At 65.1% G+C, this 15,084-nt stretch carries 14 protein-coding genes; 2 read left to right on the forward strand and 12 right to left on the reverse strand.

From position 1 onward, the window contains the following. Nucleotides 1-36: 36 nt before the first annotated feature. From AC6UUM_RS07720 to AC6UUM_RS07760, 9 genes are all read right to left on the reverse strand, one after another. Nucleotides 37-1,005: a fumarylacetoacetate hydrolase family protein gene (locus tag AC6UUM_RS07720; protein ID WP_500804743.1), complete on the reverse strand. Its 969-nt coding sequence runs from the start codon at nucleotides 1,003-1,005 to the stop codon at nucleotides 37-39. A 39-nt stretch (nucleotides 1,006-1,044) separates the two neighbouring features. After that, nucleotides 1,045-1,509, reverse strand: a complete 465-nt coding sequence (locus AC6UUM_RS07725) for a hypothetical protein (RefSeq protein WP_500804744.1) — start codon at nucleotides 1,507-1,509, stop codon at nucleotides 1,045-1,047. Then, nucleotides 1,506-1,829, reverse strand: a complete 324-nt coding sequence (locus AC6UUM_RS07730) for a DUF2218 domain-containing protein (protein ID WP_500804745.1) — start codon at nucleotides 1,827-1,829, stop codon at nucleotides 1,506-1,508. Before AC6UUM_RS07730 ends, AC6UUM_RS07725 begins: the two co-directional genes overlap by 4 nt. Then, a complete protein-coding gene (locus AC6UUM_RS07735; protein WP_500804746.1) occupies nucleotides 1,826-2,983 on the reverse strand; it encodes an alpha/beta hydrolase family protein in 1,158 nt (385 codons plus the stop codon). Before AC6UUM_RS07735 ends, AC6UUM_RS07730 begins: the two co-directional genes overlap by 4 nt. A 3-nt stretch (nucleotides 2,984-2,986) precedes the next feature. Beyond that, nucleotides 2,987-3,889: a VOC family protein gene (locus AC6UUM_RS07740; RefSeq protein ID WP_500804747.1), complete on the reverse strand. Its 903-nt coding sequence runs from the start codon at nucleotides 3,887-3,889 to the stop codon at nucleotides 2,987-2,989. Nucleotides 3,890-3,909: 20 nt separating this feature from the next. Then, nucleotides 3,910-5,025: an FAD-dependent oxidoreductase gene (locus AC6UUM_RS07745; RefSeq protein ID WP_500804748.1), complete on the reverse strand. Its 1,116-nt coding sequence runs from the start codon at nucleotides 5,023-5,025 to the stop codon at nucleotides 3,910-3,912. A gap of 30 nt (nucleotides 5,026-5,055) precedes the next feature. Then, nucleotides 5,056-6,030: an MBL fold metallo-hydrolase gene (locus AC6UUM_RS07750; RefSeq protein WP_500804749.1), complete on the reverse strand. Its 975-nt coding sequence runs from the start codon at nucleotides 6,028-6,030 to the stop codon at nucleotides 5,056-5,058. After that, a complete protein-coding gene (locus AC6UUM_RS07755) occupies nucleotides 6,030-8,342 on the reverse strand; it encodes a TonB-dependent receptor (protein ID WP_500804750.1) in 2,313 nt (770 codons plus the stop codon). The genes AC6UUM_RS07750 and AC6UUM_RS07755 overlap by 1 nt, the downstream gene beginning before the upstream one ends. A gap of 80 nt (nucleotides 8,343-8,422) precedes the next feature. Then, entirely contained in the window at nucleotides 8,423-9,367 is a 945-nt protein-coding gene (locus AC6UUM_RS07760) for a LysR substrate-binding domain-containing protein (RefSeq protein ID WP_500804751.1), read from the reverse strand. Nucleotides 9,368-9,656: 289 nt separating this feature from the next. Here AC6UUM_RS07760 and AC6UUM_RS07765 point away from each other — a divergent pair, with 289 nt between their 5' ends. Further along, nucleotides 9,657-9,932 carry an ROK family protein gene (locus AC6UUM_RS07765; RefSeq protein ID WP_500804752.1) on the forward strand — a complete coding sequence of 92 codons (276 nt, stop codon included), beginning with the start codon at nucleotides 9,657-9,659 and terminating at the stop codon, nucleotides 9,930-9,932. A 17-nt stretch (nucleotides 9,933-9,949) separates the two neighbouring features. Further along, nucleotides 9,950-10,744, forward strand: coding sequence for a type I phosphomannose isomerase catalytic subunit (locus AC6UUM_RS07770; RefSeq protein WP_500804753.1), 795 nt, complete (start codon nucleotides 9,950-9,952; stop codon nucleotides 10,742-10,744). Between the two features lie 49 nt (nucleotides 10,745-10,793). On the opposite strand, the gene AC6UUM_RS07775 is transcribed toward AC6UUM_RS07770, so the two are convergent. The 3 genes from AC6UUM_RS07775 to AC6UUM_RS07785 are packed head-to-tail and all read right to left on the reverse strand — an operon-like array spanning nucleotide 10,794 to nucleotide 15,073. Then, complete coding sequence (locus tag AC6UUM_RS07775) at nucleotides 10,794-12,110, reverse strand: MFS transporter (RefSeq protein ID WP_500804754.1); 1,317 nt, start codon at nucleotides 12,108-12,110, stop codon at nucleotides 10,794-10,796. Beyond that, complete coding sequence (locus AC6UUM_RS07780; RefSeq protein WP_500804755.1) at nucleotides 12,100-14,229, reverse strand: acetate--CoA ligase family protein; 2,130 nt, start codon at nucleotides 14,227-14,229, stop codon at nucleotides 12,100-12,102. The genes AC6UUM_RS07775 and AC6UUM_RS07780 overlap by 11 nt, the downstream gene beginning before the upstream one ends. Nucleotides 14,230-14,236: 7 nt before the next feature. Further along, the gene (locus tag AC6UUM_RS07785; RefSeq protein WP_500804756.1) at nucleotides 14,237-15,073 is read right to left on the reverse strand and encodes a p-hydroxycinnamoyl CoA hydratase/lyase; all 837 of its coding nucleotides are present in this window, start codon (nucleotides 15,071-15,073) and stop codon (nucleotides 14,237-14,239) included. Nucleotides 15,074-15,084 lie beyond the last annotated feature (11 nt).

Below are 15,084 nucleotides of genomic sequence, written 5' to 3' on the forward strand. Positions count from 1 at the left end.
TCAGGCTCCTTGGGATCAGACTCAATGAGATCAGGCTCAGTGGGCTGGGACGACGCGCTGGTCGATGGCGCCGAACAGCGGCGCGCCGCCCGGCAGCGTGGCTTCCATCCTCACACGCTCGCCAAAGTGCATGAAGCCGGTTTTCACCTCGCCCAGATCGAGCAGTTCGATACCGCGCCGCTCGGCGATGCACGACGACCCAACCTCGCGGAAATTGGCGTTGGAGACCGTGCCCGAACCGATGATCGTGCCGGCGACAAGATGCCGGCTGCGGGCAGCGTGGGCAACCAACTCGTGGAAACCGAACGCCATCGGATAGCCCTGGGCCGCGCCGAACCGATTCCCGTTCCACCAGACATCCAGCGCCAGATCGACACGCCCATCGCGCCAGTGCGCGCCGAGTGCGTCGGGCGTCACTGCAACTGGCGCCATCGCGCAGGCAGGCTTGGCCTGCACCCAGCCGAAGCCGGTCTTCATCTCGATCGGCGCAATGGCGCGCAGCGACCAATCATTGATCTGCACAACCAGACGGATGTGCGACAGCGCTTGTTCTGCCGTGATGCCCATCGGCACAGCATCGACGATGACCCCGAATTCGCCCTCGAAATCGATGCCATCGGCTTCGGACGGCAGCGGCACATCGGCGGTCGCAGGCAAGAACCGGTCAGACAGGCCCTGATACATCAGCGGCCGGTCGCGCGGGATCGGATCCATGCCGAACACCTTCTGCATCAGATCGCCGTGGCTTTCATAGGCGGAACCATCCAGCCACTGCCAGGCGCGTGGCAGCGGCGCGAGCGCGGCGGTGGCATCGAAAGCGTCCCCCGCCCCGGCGGCAAGCTGCGCGACCAACGCGCGCAGCGCAGGCTCGGCGCGATCCCAGGCTTCCAGGGCCTGCTGCAGCGTTGCGGCGATGCCGCCGGCCGGCAAGCAGCGCCGATGATCGGGCGAAACCACGACAAGCCGGCCGTCGGGGCTGCCATCGGGAAGGGTCGCAAGGTGCATGGTCGTTCCTGTCGGTTGCTGCCGGTGACGTGATGAAGGCTAAAAGGTCTGGCGCAGCGTGGCACGAAGGCCGAGCGCCGTAACCGCAGCGCCAAGGAGGCCGCCGGCGGTGATCTTCATGGCAAGGGCCGGCCACCAGGCGACGGCAATTTCACCCATCGCCGTCGCCAGCCCGGCCGCTAGCACCACGAGCACTGCAGCCGATGCGGCGGCGAACATCAGGGATCGCAAGATCAGCCCCTGTGGTCCCCGGATACGGCCCGGAAGCGATGCCAGCCGGCCGCTGCGTCGCTGGCGCGCTGCCAGCATGCCCGGCACGGCGCTTGACATCAGGCCGACCATGAAGCCCTGTGGCAGACAATCGCTGATCAGCCCTGCGGCGCCCCACACCTGCACCGGCCCGCCGCGACCAAAGACCAGAAGGAAAAACAACGCCGACAACATGGCATTGATCGCCAGGCCGATGGCACTTTCCCGCCGGATATGCTGGGCCGCAGCAATCAATGGTCGCTCCATACCCAGGCCAGCGGCGCCTCGCGGAAGGCGAAGCGGTCGATATGGTCGGCGATGGCGCGCTTCAACCCGTCGCGCTGGCCTTCAGCCGAAGCGGAGATCGTTACCGACAGCGCGTCTTCCGCCGCACCCAGCACCACCTGCGCATCTGCCGGCCATGCGGCGCCGCGTGCGTCCTTGGGGAAGATCATCTCGGCATGGATGGCGTCGGATGTGACCGGCAGCTTGTGGGCGAAGTGCTTCGCCAGTTGCTGCAGGTAGCGGCTGGCATTGGGGGTGGCGACACGGCCGCTGGCGATGCAGGCGCTCATGCGGCACGGCCGCCCAATGTTTCGGCGAACCAGTCGGCGATAGCGTCGCGGCCATAGCTCATGTTGTCGGCGCCGACATGTTCGACTCCCCCTTCGCGGGCCGTGAAGATCAGCTTTTCCCGCCGCGGCGAATTGATGAGCTGATCATAAAGATCATGCGCATAATCGACGCTGATCTGCCGGTCGTGCGCGCCATGGGTCACCAGAAATGGCACGCGGATGCGGTCCATGTGGCCATTGAGGTTCATGTCGTTCGATCTGGCGAAAAAATCGTCCATGTCGGCGGCGCCAAACGCCCACATCACATGGGCCCAGTAATGGGGAATCGGGTTCTCACCCTCGCGCTTCAGGCGCTTGTCCTGCACTTCGCGCCAATTGTGATTGGCGCCCCACACCGCACCGGACGCAAAACGTGATTCATAGGCGACGGCGCGCGGCGCGAAATGGCCGCCCAGGCTGATACCGGTCATCCCGAGACGGGCAAGGTCAACATCGGCCTGTTGTTCGAGCCAATCGACGGCCTTTGACGCCCAATTTTCGCTGTGCGGATCGACGGGCAGGTTTTGCAGCCGCAGGGCCTCGCCGCTGCCGGGCTGGTCGACGCACAAGGTCGAGATGCCGCGCCGGGCCAGTGCTTCGGGCAGGCGCGACCAATAGAGCAGCTCCTTGCAGCTATCGAGGCCGTTGCAATAGACGACGGCTGGCTTTGGCCCGTCGCCGGGCGCGCGGGTCCACAGCGCCGGCATGGTGCCGTTTTCGAGCGGGATCTCCACGCGTTCCCGGTTTATGCGCCCCAGCCGCGTTGACCGGTCGAAGGTGGCGCGGGCCCTGGCATAGGCCTCGGTGCGGCCAGGCGAGCCACGGCCCTGCATCCGTTCGGCGGTGAACATGTACAACGCGGCGCGTTCGAGCTTGTTGGCCGCGCTGATTGCCCGGCCCTTGGCCTCGTCTTCGTCGGCGAGCCCCAGCAGCCGATCTGCGACAGCGACCCATTGCGCCATGAATTGCGGCGTGCCGGCATCGGCGCCATTGGCCGCCGCATCGCGGATCGGCTGGCTCATGTCGATGATCTCACCGATCTGGCCGCCGCTCTCCATCGCGATGGCGACAGACAAGTTCCAGATATAATTGGGAAAATACTCGAATAACGCCATGACTTAAACCTCCGCCGGCTGGAACAGGCCCGGATCGGGCGCGGGAGTCGGCATCGTCTGCGGGCCGCCGACGCCGATGCCCCACTGGTCCATCACCTGCGGGCCGGGTGTGTACACGGTCGACTGGTGGTGTTCGAAATCCACGTCCTCAAGCTCCGACGTATATTCGACGGCGAAGCCGGCCGGGGTGGTGAAATAGCTGAACGTATTGTTCCCGGCCGTGTGGCGGCCAGGGCCCCAGCGCACGTCGGTGCCTGCGTGGCGCAACCGCTTCAGGCCGCGCATCATGTCGTCGACGCTCAGCATGTCATAGGCGACATGGTTGAGGCAGGGCGGGCCGGGCAGGATCGCGAGGCGGTGATGCGCCGAATTGCACCGCAGGAACACCATGAAGTCGCCCAGCCAGTCCGACACGCGGAAGCCAAGCACGTCGGTGAAGAAGGTCGCCATCGCCTTGTGATCTGGGGCGTGCAGCACAATGTGGCTGATCTTGACCGGCACACCCTCCCAACGCACCAACTGACGGGCCGTGCCCCGGGTGACGCCGCTGGAAATCTCGAACGGCAGCCCATCCGGAGAGAAGAAGCGGAAGCCAAAGCCGCCGAACGGGCCGGCCAGATCCTGCGGGCCGTGGATGATGCGGCAGCCGGCCGCCACGACGCGGTCGTGCAGCGCCTCCACATCGGCGGCGGTGTCGGCGGCGAGGGCAATGACATCGACCCGCTTGGTGGCTGCCGCGCGCAGTCGCACCACGGCGGGCTCGTCGGCGCCTTGGGCGGCCAGCCACACCATGCCATCTTCGACATGAGTCTCTTTCAGACCCCAGATGTCGCGGTAGAAGCTGCGCTCATCATCCAGCTCGGGAAGGGCATAGCCGACATAACGAATTTCGGTGACGCGGGACATGAGATACTCCAGATCGGGGGTCAGATCGGTTCGGCGACGCGCGCGAACATTTCGGAATTGATCGCGGCCATGTTGCCGGGCGGGGCAAGGCCGAGTTGGCCGTGACAGATGCCCAGCGAGGCGCGGCAGATCCAGGCACAGCGGTCGAACCGCCGGGCGCGATAAGCGGCAAATGCGGCTTGCGGGCTGTCGGCGCGGGCGATTTCCTCGGCCAGCACGATGCCATCCTCGATCGCCATGCCGGCACCCTGGCCCAGGTGCGGGGTGGTGGCGTGGACGGCGTCCCCCACGAGCACAACCCGGCCGCGGTGCCAGTCGCCTTCGACCAGCAGATATTCCAGCGGCTTGTAAACCACGCCGGCATCGTCGGTGATACCGGCGGCAAGAGCGGTGATGGCGGGCGGCAGGCCGGCCAGCTTGGCGCGCATGGCCGCTGCAAGGCCTTCGTTCGGGTAACGCGGATTGCCCGGCTCAGGCGTCGTCACATACATGTACATCAGGGTCGGCCCGATCGGGACAAGCCCGACGCCGATCGGCCCTTCGTAGGCATGCAGGCTGTCGAGACCTTCGGGCCGGGGAAAATTGTAGCGCCATACCGACTGGCCGGTGAAACTTGGCCCCTTCGCCTCGGGCAACACCATTGCCCGCGTCGCCGAATAGACTCCATCGGCACCGACAACGAAGTCGTAGCGGCCGGTGGTGCCGTCCGAGAAGCTGACATCGACACCCTGACCGTCGTCGACCAGCGCCGTCACCGTCACGCCCAGCCGCACCTCGGTCCCGGCGGCCTTTGCCCGGGTGCCAAGCACGCGGTGCAAGGCCGGGCGGGCGATGCCGATGTTGGCCGGCTTGCCTTCGACCAGCCGATGCGCCGGAATGCGTGCCACGCGCACGCCGTGCGGCGCATAGATCTCGACATGATCAAAGCCGATGCCCGCATCGAGATAATCATCGAGCAGGCCCAGCTGGTCCATCGCGCGCACGACGTTCGACTGCTGGATGATGCCGACGCCGTACACCGTCCAGTCGGGATCGCGTTCGATGATGGTGACGACATGGCCGTGGCGGCGCAGCGCGATGGCGGCGGTAAGCCCGCCGATGCCGCCGCCAATGATCAGGATGTTCGCTTGGTTCATGATGTGGTTGTCCCGTGCGAAGGCCGATGGTCAAAAACAGTCGAGGTCGTTGGCCAGCGTCACCGGCCCCTTGTATTGCGCGCGCACCGCCGCCAGCAGCGTTGCCAGCCGGTCCGGCCCGGCCGTGCCGCCGGCAAAATGCGTGACCACCAGCGACTTGACGCCAGACCGCGCTGCCATCGCCCCGACATCGGCCGGGGTGAGGTGGTGCGTGGTCAGGTGCCGGGTCATCGCGTCCTTTGTCGCGGCCGGCATGTCGGGTGCATTGCGGGCCACCCGCGCCAGAGTCGCATCGATGTCGATCATTTCGGCCAGCAACAGATCGGCACCGGCGGCCAGGCGCTCGACGGCCGGGCTTGGCCCGGTGTCGCCGGTATAGAAGATGGACCGCGACGGCAGATCGAACCGCAACGACAGTGATTTGAACGCGCCATCCTCTTCACTGTCCGGCACAAAATCATAATGGCTGTTCTGGGCGGCGCGAACCCGCATGGTGCCGATCATCACGTCTGCACCGCCAACCAGTTCCACCACCTGTACGCCGTCGGCGGGCGGCGCCCAGTGCTGGCCGGGAACACCATATCCCGCCCGGGCAGCCGGCTGCATCGACGTGATGATGCCGGCGACCAGTGCATTTGTGCCCGGCGGGCCATAGACGGTCAGTCGGTTCCGCACTTCGGTCTGGTTGCGCAACGCCAGCACTGCATTCAGGCCCGCGGTGTGATCAGGGTGAAGATGGCTGAGAAACACCGCCTCGACCCGCGGCAGCGCGATGCCGGCCCTGGCGAGCTGGCCCACCGTGCCATCACCAGTATCGACCAGATAGACCTTGCCTTGATTCACCAGCGCGTTTGCCGGTTGTGACCGGCTGTCATCCGGCACCGGCCCGCCCATCGTGCCCAGCGTGATAAGACCCTGCGCCGGCGCCGGGCATTGCGCCGCCGCGGCAGGCAGGCCCGCCAGCAGCGCGGCGGCCATCAGCGCGGGGTGGGCGCGGCAGCGCATCAGAAATTATAGCCCACACGCACGCCGATGATGCGCGGCGGCGCCAGCTTGCCCACCGGCATGTCGAGCACCGGCCGGGTGCCGGCACGCTGCAGAATTTCGACATCTTCGACATTGTTGACGAACAGCGTGGTATAAAGGGCGCCGTTCATGAACTCTGCTGTCAGATACAGATCGGACATCATGTAGGAGCCCTGGCGCTCCTCTGGCCGGTAGTTGGCGTTGAGGAAGCGGCTGCTCTCGATTGTGGTGCGGGCACCCAGCAGCAGCCGGACATCGCTCGAAACGTCGAAGCCATGCTCATAGCCGGCGTTGATCGACCAGCGCGGTGCATTGACGGCCGGCCTGCCCGAGCAGTCGAGATCGAAGAAACGGGCGGTGTTGCCAGCCACCGACGGGTTGGCCAGCCGGCTGCCGAGCGTGGTGCAGCCGGTGGCGACCGGCGCGCCGGTGCCCGAGAAGTTGGCGGTTTGCAGGCTGCGATACTTGCTGTTCAGAAACTGCACGGTCAGGTTCAGCCGATCGTTGGCCGACGGTCGGAACAGCGTTTCCACCTCGAAGCCATACATGCGCGACTTGCCGGCATTTTCGGTGCGCGATCCTTGCGCAAAAATGCCGTTGCCGGTCAGCACGCCGCCAACGAAGGTGATCTGCTGATCGGTATAATCCCAATAGAAGGCCTCGGCATTCACCTGCAGCTTGTTGTCGAAAAAGCGGTTTTTGACGCCCAACGTGTAGGCGGTCAGGAATTCCGGTCGATAGACGTTGGCCGGCGGTGCCGCCACGAAGAAGCCGCCCGATTTGAAGCCGGTCGCGACATTGGCATAGGCCAGCGACGCCGGGCCGGCGTCCCATTCAAAGCCCGCCTTCCAGGTGAAGCGGTTGAAATCAAGCGCGCCGGCAAACGGTGCACCCAGCGCGGGATTGACCGGGCCGGGACGGCCACCGGACACGCTTGCGGTCAACTGGTCCTTGCTTTCCTTGGTATAGCGTCCGCCCAGCACGGCGCGCACGCTGTCGCTGATCGCATAGGTCAACTGGCCGAACGCGGCATAGCTTTTGGTGGTGACGGTTGGCGTGAAGCGCGTCGTGGAAAGGTCGCCCTGGCGGAAGAAGTTGGTCGAAACCAGATCCTCATAGAAGTAATAGGCGCCCAACACATAGGATAGCGGGCCGTCGCCGTTGGAAGACAGCCGCGCTTCCAGTGTGAACTGGCCGGCGTCTTCCTGGATCTGACCCCTGAAACCTGGCAACCAGGTGACATAATCGACGTCCGACTGGCGCAAGGCCGGCTGCACGGTCAGCGTGGCAAAGCCGAGATCGACATCAAGGATGCCGGTGATGCCATAAAGCTCGTTGTTCAGATAACCGGTGTTCTGAGCCACGTCGACGCAGCCGCTGGTCACCAGACCACCAAAGCCGCCGCAGAACGGCGGTGCCGGCCGCGTCGCCGCAAAGGCGCGGATGGCGTCGATGGCGCCCGGACTGGCAAGGCCGATGCGGTCGGCCAGCGGCGGCGTAGCATATTGCGCGGTTGGCAACAGCACGCTGCCGGCGCCGCGGCCGCCCTGCTTGAAATAATCGCCCACGATCAGCAGCGAGATCTTGTCGGACGGCTTGATCAACAGCGATGCGCGGGCCGCCTTGCCATCCTCGTCATCATAACCGTCGGACAGATAGCCGTCGTGGCGGATGATCTGGCCGGCCACGCGCACCGCGGCAATGCTGCCCAGCGGCACATTCAGCGCGGCCTGGGCATTGCGGCCATCATAGTCGGCAATTTCAGCCATCACGTTGCCACTGACCACGCCAAGCTGGGGCTTGCGTGCGACCACGTTGATCGCGCCGCCGGTGGCATTCCGGCCATAAAGCGTGCCCTGCGGACCCTTCACCACTTCGACGCGCTCAAGATCATAGAACACGCCGCCCAGGCCGGCCGGGCGGGCCTGATAAACGCCGTTGAAATTGAACGCGACGGCATTTTCGGAGAAGCTGTTCTGCGAATTGGTACCAACGCCGCGCAGGAAGAAGCTGGTGGTACCGCCGGTCGGCACAACCCTGAGGGCCGGCACCAGCCTTTGCATGTCAGCCACGTTGGTGACGCCGGCGTTGATCAACTGGTCACCACTGATCGCGGTGACGGCAACGGCCGCTTTCTGCAGGCTTTCTTCGCGGCGCTGCGCCGTGACGATGATTTCAGCGATACCCTGATCGTCGGCGGCAACGGCGCCCGGTGCAGATTGTGCCAGTGTCGGCGCGGCGATCCCCATGACGACAGCGGAACCCGCAGCCAGCAGCAAGAATTTTTGCATCTTTCCCCCCATTGCATGGCCAACCTTGTCTGGTCTGGCGCGTTGGGGACTAAATCGCAGACAATGTACCTATTCAAAAATCAATTGATTTGATTGTGTGATATAAAAGAATCAAATGGAAGTGGCGCAGCGGCAACGACCTGCATCTGCTGAACCAGCCATGCAATGGCCGGATCCCCAGCCCGAACCGAGTGATATTGCACCATCATCCTGAGCTTTGGGATTTGCACAGGCAGCGGCCAGGCCCGGATCGGCAGCGCGTTCATGAATGCCTCTGCAAGCCGCTTTTGCAGAACGGCGATGCGCGCGGTGCCCACCAGCATTCGCGGCACGCTCGAAAAGCTGGGCGTGGTGATTTCGATGCGTTGTTGGGAGACAATCGCCGACAGGTGCCGTTCCGCGAAACTGACATTTGGCAGCGCGCCGAAACGGACAACGACCTGGCCCAGCTCGAACAGCCGGGCCCGCGAGATCGGCTCCGCCATGGCGGCATTGCCGTGCCAGCCGACGACAACATGCTCGTCTTCCCACAACAGCTGCGCTGGATGTTGGGGCTGCACATATTGTTCCGGATCGATCGCGACATCGATATCGCCCTTTTCAAGCAGGACAGGCACTTGCGGACCGGTTGGAACAATGTCGAGACACACACCTGGCGCCACCGCCGACAGATGCTGCAGCAGCGGGCCGATCAGCACGGTCATCGTGTAATCCGACGCGGAAAGTCGGAAGCGGCGGCCGGTCGTGGCCGGATCGAAGGCGATGCCAGAGGCAATCAGCATATCGGCATGCTGGATCAGCTCCTCAACCATCGGCCGCAGCGATTCGGCAAATGAGGTGGGCAGCATCCGCCGTCCGACCTGGATCAAGAGTTCATCCTTGAAATATACGCGCAGCCGCGCCAGTGCCGCACTCATGGCGGGCTGCGAAACATTCATCCGCTCTGCGGCGCCAGAAACGCTCAATTCATCGAGCAGTACTTGCAAAGCGAAAATCAGGTTTAGGTCTAATCCCTTGAACCGCAATGTTCCGCCCTCATCGCAATGGCAATTGCTTAAAACGATTTTCTTGCATCACCCAGCAAAATTACAACTGCATCATTCGCTATAGCAGTCACGCCGCCAAGGGCATAGAGGGTTGATCAACCGTTCCCTGGCGCGAACCGACGGTCGCTGGCCTCCCAAACGTGGAACCCCGTCATGCTTGACAATCCCGACGTCTCGATGCTGCGGGTGACCGAAAGAGCGTGCGCTATTGCTCGACGCGGTTGGGTGATGCGGATCTTCGGGAACGACTGCGCGTGTTGGCAAGACCTTGAGCGCGTGCTCGGCCGGCGGGCCGGAACAGCGGCTGATCGCGGCTTATCTGGGGCAATTATGGGCGCAGGTGGTTCTGCTGCTTTCGCCGCAGCGGATTGATCTGGGCGGTGCTGTTGGGCGAGCCCCTGGCCTTGTTGGGGCAACCCAAGCGGAGATGGTCAGCAGGCTGGGCGGCTATGCAACGCACGGCAGCTTGCAGCTTGATTATATTTGCGCCCCGAAACTGGGCAAGGATGCCGGGATCATTGGGGCCTTGCTCTGCGCGTCATAACCTGCTGTGAACTAGGCATGACGTTCTTCAAGCTGGATCGCCAGATTGTTGCCAAGCCTTGGGGCCGGGATGATGTGCCGGACCGTTTCAACGCGGGCACGGGGCGCATTGGCGAAATCTGGTTCGATGCGGCCGGGGAGGCGCTGCCGCTGCTCGTCAAATGGCTGTTCACCTCCGAAAGTTTATCCATCCAGGTCCATCCCGACGATCAGCAGGCCGCCGCGACCGGGCTGACCGGCGGCAAGGAGGAATGCTGGTTCATCACCGAGGCCGCGCCGGGGGCCAAGCTGGGCATCGGCACGCGTGATCACCTGTCTGCGGAGCAACTGCGTGCCGCCGCCCTTTCGGGCGAGATCGAACAACTGATGGACTGGATCGACGTGATGCCGGGCGACTGGTTTCATATTCCACCAGGCACGGTGCATGCGATTGGCGCCGGGGTTACCCTCGTCGAAATTCAGCAGAATCACGATGTCACCTACCGGCTGTATGATTATGGCCGTCCTCGCGAACTGCATCTTGATGAAGGCATCCGCGTCAGCCGCGCCGAGCCGCATCCCGGCCGGTTCAGGGGCCGTCTCGATCCGAACAGCCGCTTGTCGCAGGTCATGGCCTGCGCCCATTTCACGATCCATCATGGCCGCGGCAGTGGATTTCAGTCTCTCCCTGCCGGCCGGATGTGGCTCGTCCCCCTGACCGGCACGATCGACACGCCGACGCTGACCGCCGGCGTCGGCGATGTGGTGTATGGCGCCGGCAATATCACAGCCACTGCCAGCGTCGATTTCACCTTCCTGGCGGCAACAGCCTGACGGCAAGCCGGCGCTTGCCGGCCCATGTTGTTCAGGTCTGGCGCGCGACTCAGCTCGTCTTGCGGCGGCGCGCGAGGCCGAACAGGGCGATGGCGGCAATCGCGGAGCCCGTCGCCATCAGCATCGCGACCTGTTGCAGACCAAGGCCAACCGCGAACAGCCAGCCGGCCAGCGCCGGGGCCAGGGCCGAACCGCCGCGGCCGATCCCGATGACCAGGCCCGTCGCCGTGCCGCGCAGCAAGGTAGGAAAACATTGGGCGATCAACGCGTAAAGCCCGACCACACCGGCATTGGTGGCAAACCCCGCCATTGCCGCCACCAGCGACAATTGCCCGAGATCTGCCTGTTGCGATCCAAACACCACCACCAGCAGGCACGACAGCACCATCGCGCCGATGGTCAGCCCGAACAGCGGCAGCCGGCTGGTGAGCAGCCCGAGCAACAAGGAGCCAGACGCACCGCCGATGCTGGCCCACACCAGCACCCCGGCCGCGCTGGCGGGCGGATAGCCCATGTCCACCACAATCTTGGGGATCCATTTCAGGATGAAATAAAAGGTCATGATATGCGCCAGATAGGCGATGGTCAGCGCGATCGTGGTGGTCGATAGCGCCGGTGCGAACAGCGGCTTGAACGCGGCCAGTGCGCCTGATCGGGGCGATGCGATACTGGGCGCCACCAGATGCGTTACCGGCTGGTGGCCGAACTGTTCCAGCACGCGGTTGATGCGCGGCAACGCGTTCGTCGGCTGGCGCGTGGCCAGAAAGGCGACCGATTCGGGCGCGAGCCACAGCACCATGGGGATCATCGCCGCCGACCAGCAGGCGCCGAAAACGAATACGGATCGCCAATCGAAGGCCTGCAGCAACTGCGTGGCGGCAAGCCCGCCGATGATGGTGCCGACCGGATAGCCGCCCGCCATCAGCACCACGGCCAGCGCGCGGCGTTTGGCGCTGGCGGCTTCGGCCACGGCGGCGTTGGTGGCGGCCAGCATGCCGCCGATGCCAAGCCCGGTCAGCACCCGCCAGGCTGACAGGGTCGGGATGCTGCTGGCCGTTGCCGCGCCCACCATCCCGACGGTCATCAACATCAGGCAGGTGATGATGGTGGTGCGACGGCCAAATCGGTCGGCCATGCCGCCCAGCGCCAATGAGCCGATCGCCATGCCGACCAATTCCATCGACAGCACCAGGCCAAGCGCGGCGCGCTCCAGGCCCCATTCCGCCGCAATGCCGGGCGAGGCAAAGCTGATCGACATGACATCAAAGCCATCAAGGGCATTGAGTGCCACCATGCTGGCCACCACCAGCCATTGCCGGGCCGACATCGCGCCTTCATCGATGATCCGGGCTGGATCATTTTGCATGGGATTGGACCGGGCCTGCCAGGATGAGCGCATCGAGCGCAACCAGCCCGCGCCATTCAGGGTGCACCACCACCGGATTGAGATCAAGTTCGCGCAAGGCCGGTGTGCCCGCCATCACATCGTGCAGGCGCAGCGCCAATTGCGCCACAGCGGCGATATCGAGCGCGGGGCTGCCGCGAAAGCCCGACAGCAGCGCCGCGCCGCGCAACTTGGCGAGTTCGTCCGCCACGTTTGCGGCCGGCATGTCGGGCGTGATCAGGCAGACATCGTGCAGTATTTCCGCGGTCACCCCGCCGATGCCGATCAGCACCACCGGCCCCCAATCGGCATCGCGGCGGGCGCCGACGATCAATTCGAGGCCCTTGGCCCCCATGGCCTCCACCAGCACGCCATCCAGGCCCAAGGCCGGATCATGAGCGGCGATATTGGCGTGCAGCCGATCCCAGGCGGCGTGCAGGCTGGCGGCGTCGGGCACGCCCAGGATCACGCCGCCGGCATCGCTCTTGTGCGGCAACTGCGCGGCCTGCGCCTTGATGGCCACCGGATAGCCGACACGGTCCGCAATGCTGATCGCATCGGCCACGCTGCGGGCGAGGCCGCCATCGGGGAAGGGCAGGCCGATCGGCGCCAGCAGGGCCTTGGCCTGATATTCCGCCAGCAGGCCGCCCTTGGCCGGCAGGTCGATGCTGATGGGTTCGGGACTGCGGCTGTCGGTCGCGGCAGCGACGGCATGGTGCAGGCGGGCGAGCGCGCTAAAGGCGCGTTCGGTGCCGGGGAACACCGGCACGCCGGCGGCCCGCAGCGCCGCGCGGTGCGCGTCGCCGAGGCCGGTGGCTTCATCCAGTCCGGCATAGACGATGGGCTTTTTGGGGCCGAGCGCGGCGATCGCCTGCAGGATCGGCGGCAATTTGATGGCGGTGGTCGCCGCATCGGTCTGGATGATCCCCACCACGATGCAGCCGAAGCGATCATCATCGTGCAGCGCGTGCAGCAGGCGCGCGTAGATCGCCGGTTCGACCAACCCTTGCGCGGTGATGTCGAGCGGATTGCTGACCCCGGCAAAGGCGGGCAGGGCGGCCCGCACAGCCGACGCATCGCTGTCGGTGATGGCCGGCAGTGGCAGCCCCAAGCCATTGCACAGATCGAGGGTCAACGCCTTGAACGCACCCGATTCGCCCAATACCGCCGTGCCGCCGGACGGCAGCGCCGGGCAGCGCGAGGCGATTTCGGCAATGTCGCCCAATTCTTCCAGCGTGTGCGCGATCACGACCCCGGCCTGGCGCACCATCACCTGCATCAGCGCATGATCACCGGCCATGGCGCCGGTGTGGGTGGCGGCGCTGTCGCGCGCCGCCTGGGATTCGCCGGGATGCAGCAGCACGATCAATTTGCCGGCCAGGCGCGCGGCGCGGGCAGCGGCCAGAAAGCGCTGCGGCTGGCGGAATTGTTCGACGATCATGGCGATCACCCGCGTGGCCGGATCGGCCACCAGATATTCGACATAATCCTCCACGCCGGTCACGGCTTCGTTGCCGGTTGAAATGGACAGGGTGAGATGCATGGCGCGGGCCATGAAGATGCTGCCCAGCACCGCCGCCATGGCGCCGGATTGCGAGACGATGCCAATGCCGGCTCCGTGGCCCGGTGCTGGCACCAGCGTTTCGACAAAGGTCAACGGGATGCGCGCCTGATGGTTGACGAGGCCCAGGCAGTTGGGGCCGATCACCACCATGCCGGCCGCGGCCGACAGGCGGGCGATCTCCTGCTGTTCGGCCTGGCCCTCCGGGCCGGCTTCGGCAAAGCCGGCGCTGAAGATGATCGCCGCGCCGCAGCGCCGCTGCGCCAGCGCCGCGATTCCCGGCACCACCCCGGCCCGCGGGATCGCCAGCACCGCGACATCGACATCCAGCGGCAAGGCGGCAATGTCCGGCAGGCACGGCCGACCGGCAATCGCGCTGCGGTTCGGATTGATCAGGTGGACCGTGCCGGCAAAGCCGTTGCGATCCAGATTGGCCAGCACCGACGCCCCCAGCGCGCCGGGCGTGGCCGAGGCGCCGACGATGGCAACCGATTCGGGCCTGAGCAGCCGGTCAAGCCCGGCGCGGTGCGGTTCGCGCATGGCGTGATCAGCCCTGCGGCCGTGACTTGTCGTAGGCGCCAAGGCCCGGTTTGAAGCTTTTTTCGTCGATGAACTGGTGGATGCCGGCCTTGCGCCCATCATTGTCGAAGAAATTCGCCGCTTCCTGGGCACGGATCAGATAATCCTCGGCGTTATCGTAGGTCATCTCGCGCACCCGGCGGATGGCATCCTTGGTCGCCTTCAACGCCACCGGATTTTTCTGCAGCAGCACCTTGGCCACCTGTTCGACGCGGGCCTTCAACCCGTCCAGCGGCACGGCTTCGTTGACCAGGCCCCATTCGGCGGCGGTGCGGCCATCGACATTCTCGCCCATCATCGCGTGGTACATGGCGCGGCGAAAACCGGTCAGTTCAGTGATCACCTTGGATGCGCCGCCGCCTGGCAGGATTCCCCAATTGATTTCCGACAGGCCGAAGCTGGCCTCCTCGGCCGCAAAGGCCAGATCGCAGCCGAACAACGGCCCGTAGCCGCCGCCAAAGCACCAGCCATTGACCATGGCGATGGTGGGCTTCTGGTACCAGCGCAGACGCCGCCACCAGCCATAGGCCTCGCGCTGCACGGCGCGAGTGGCCCCCAGGCCCTGCGCCTCGGTTTCGCGGAAATATTCCTTAAGGTCCATGCCGGCCGACCAGGCAGTGCCTTCGCCCGACAACACCAGCACGCCGACATCGTCACGATGCTCCAGTTCATCGAGCACCTGCATCATCCGTCGGTTGAGTTTCGGCGACATGCAGTTGCGCTTTTCCGGGCGGTTGAAGCGCACCCAGGCAATGCCATCGGCGACGTCAAAGGCGACAGTCTCGGTTTCGCTGCGGTCGGTCATGCTGGTTGCCC

This window comes from Sandarakinorhabdus sp., from assembly GCF_987265915.1.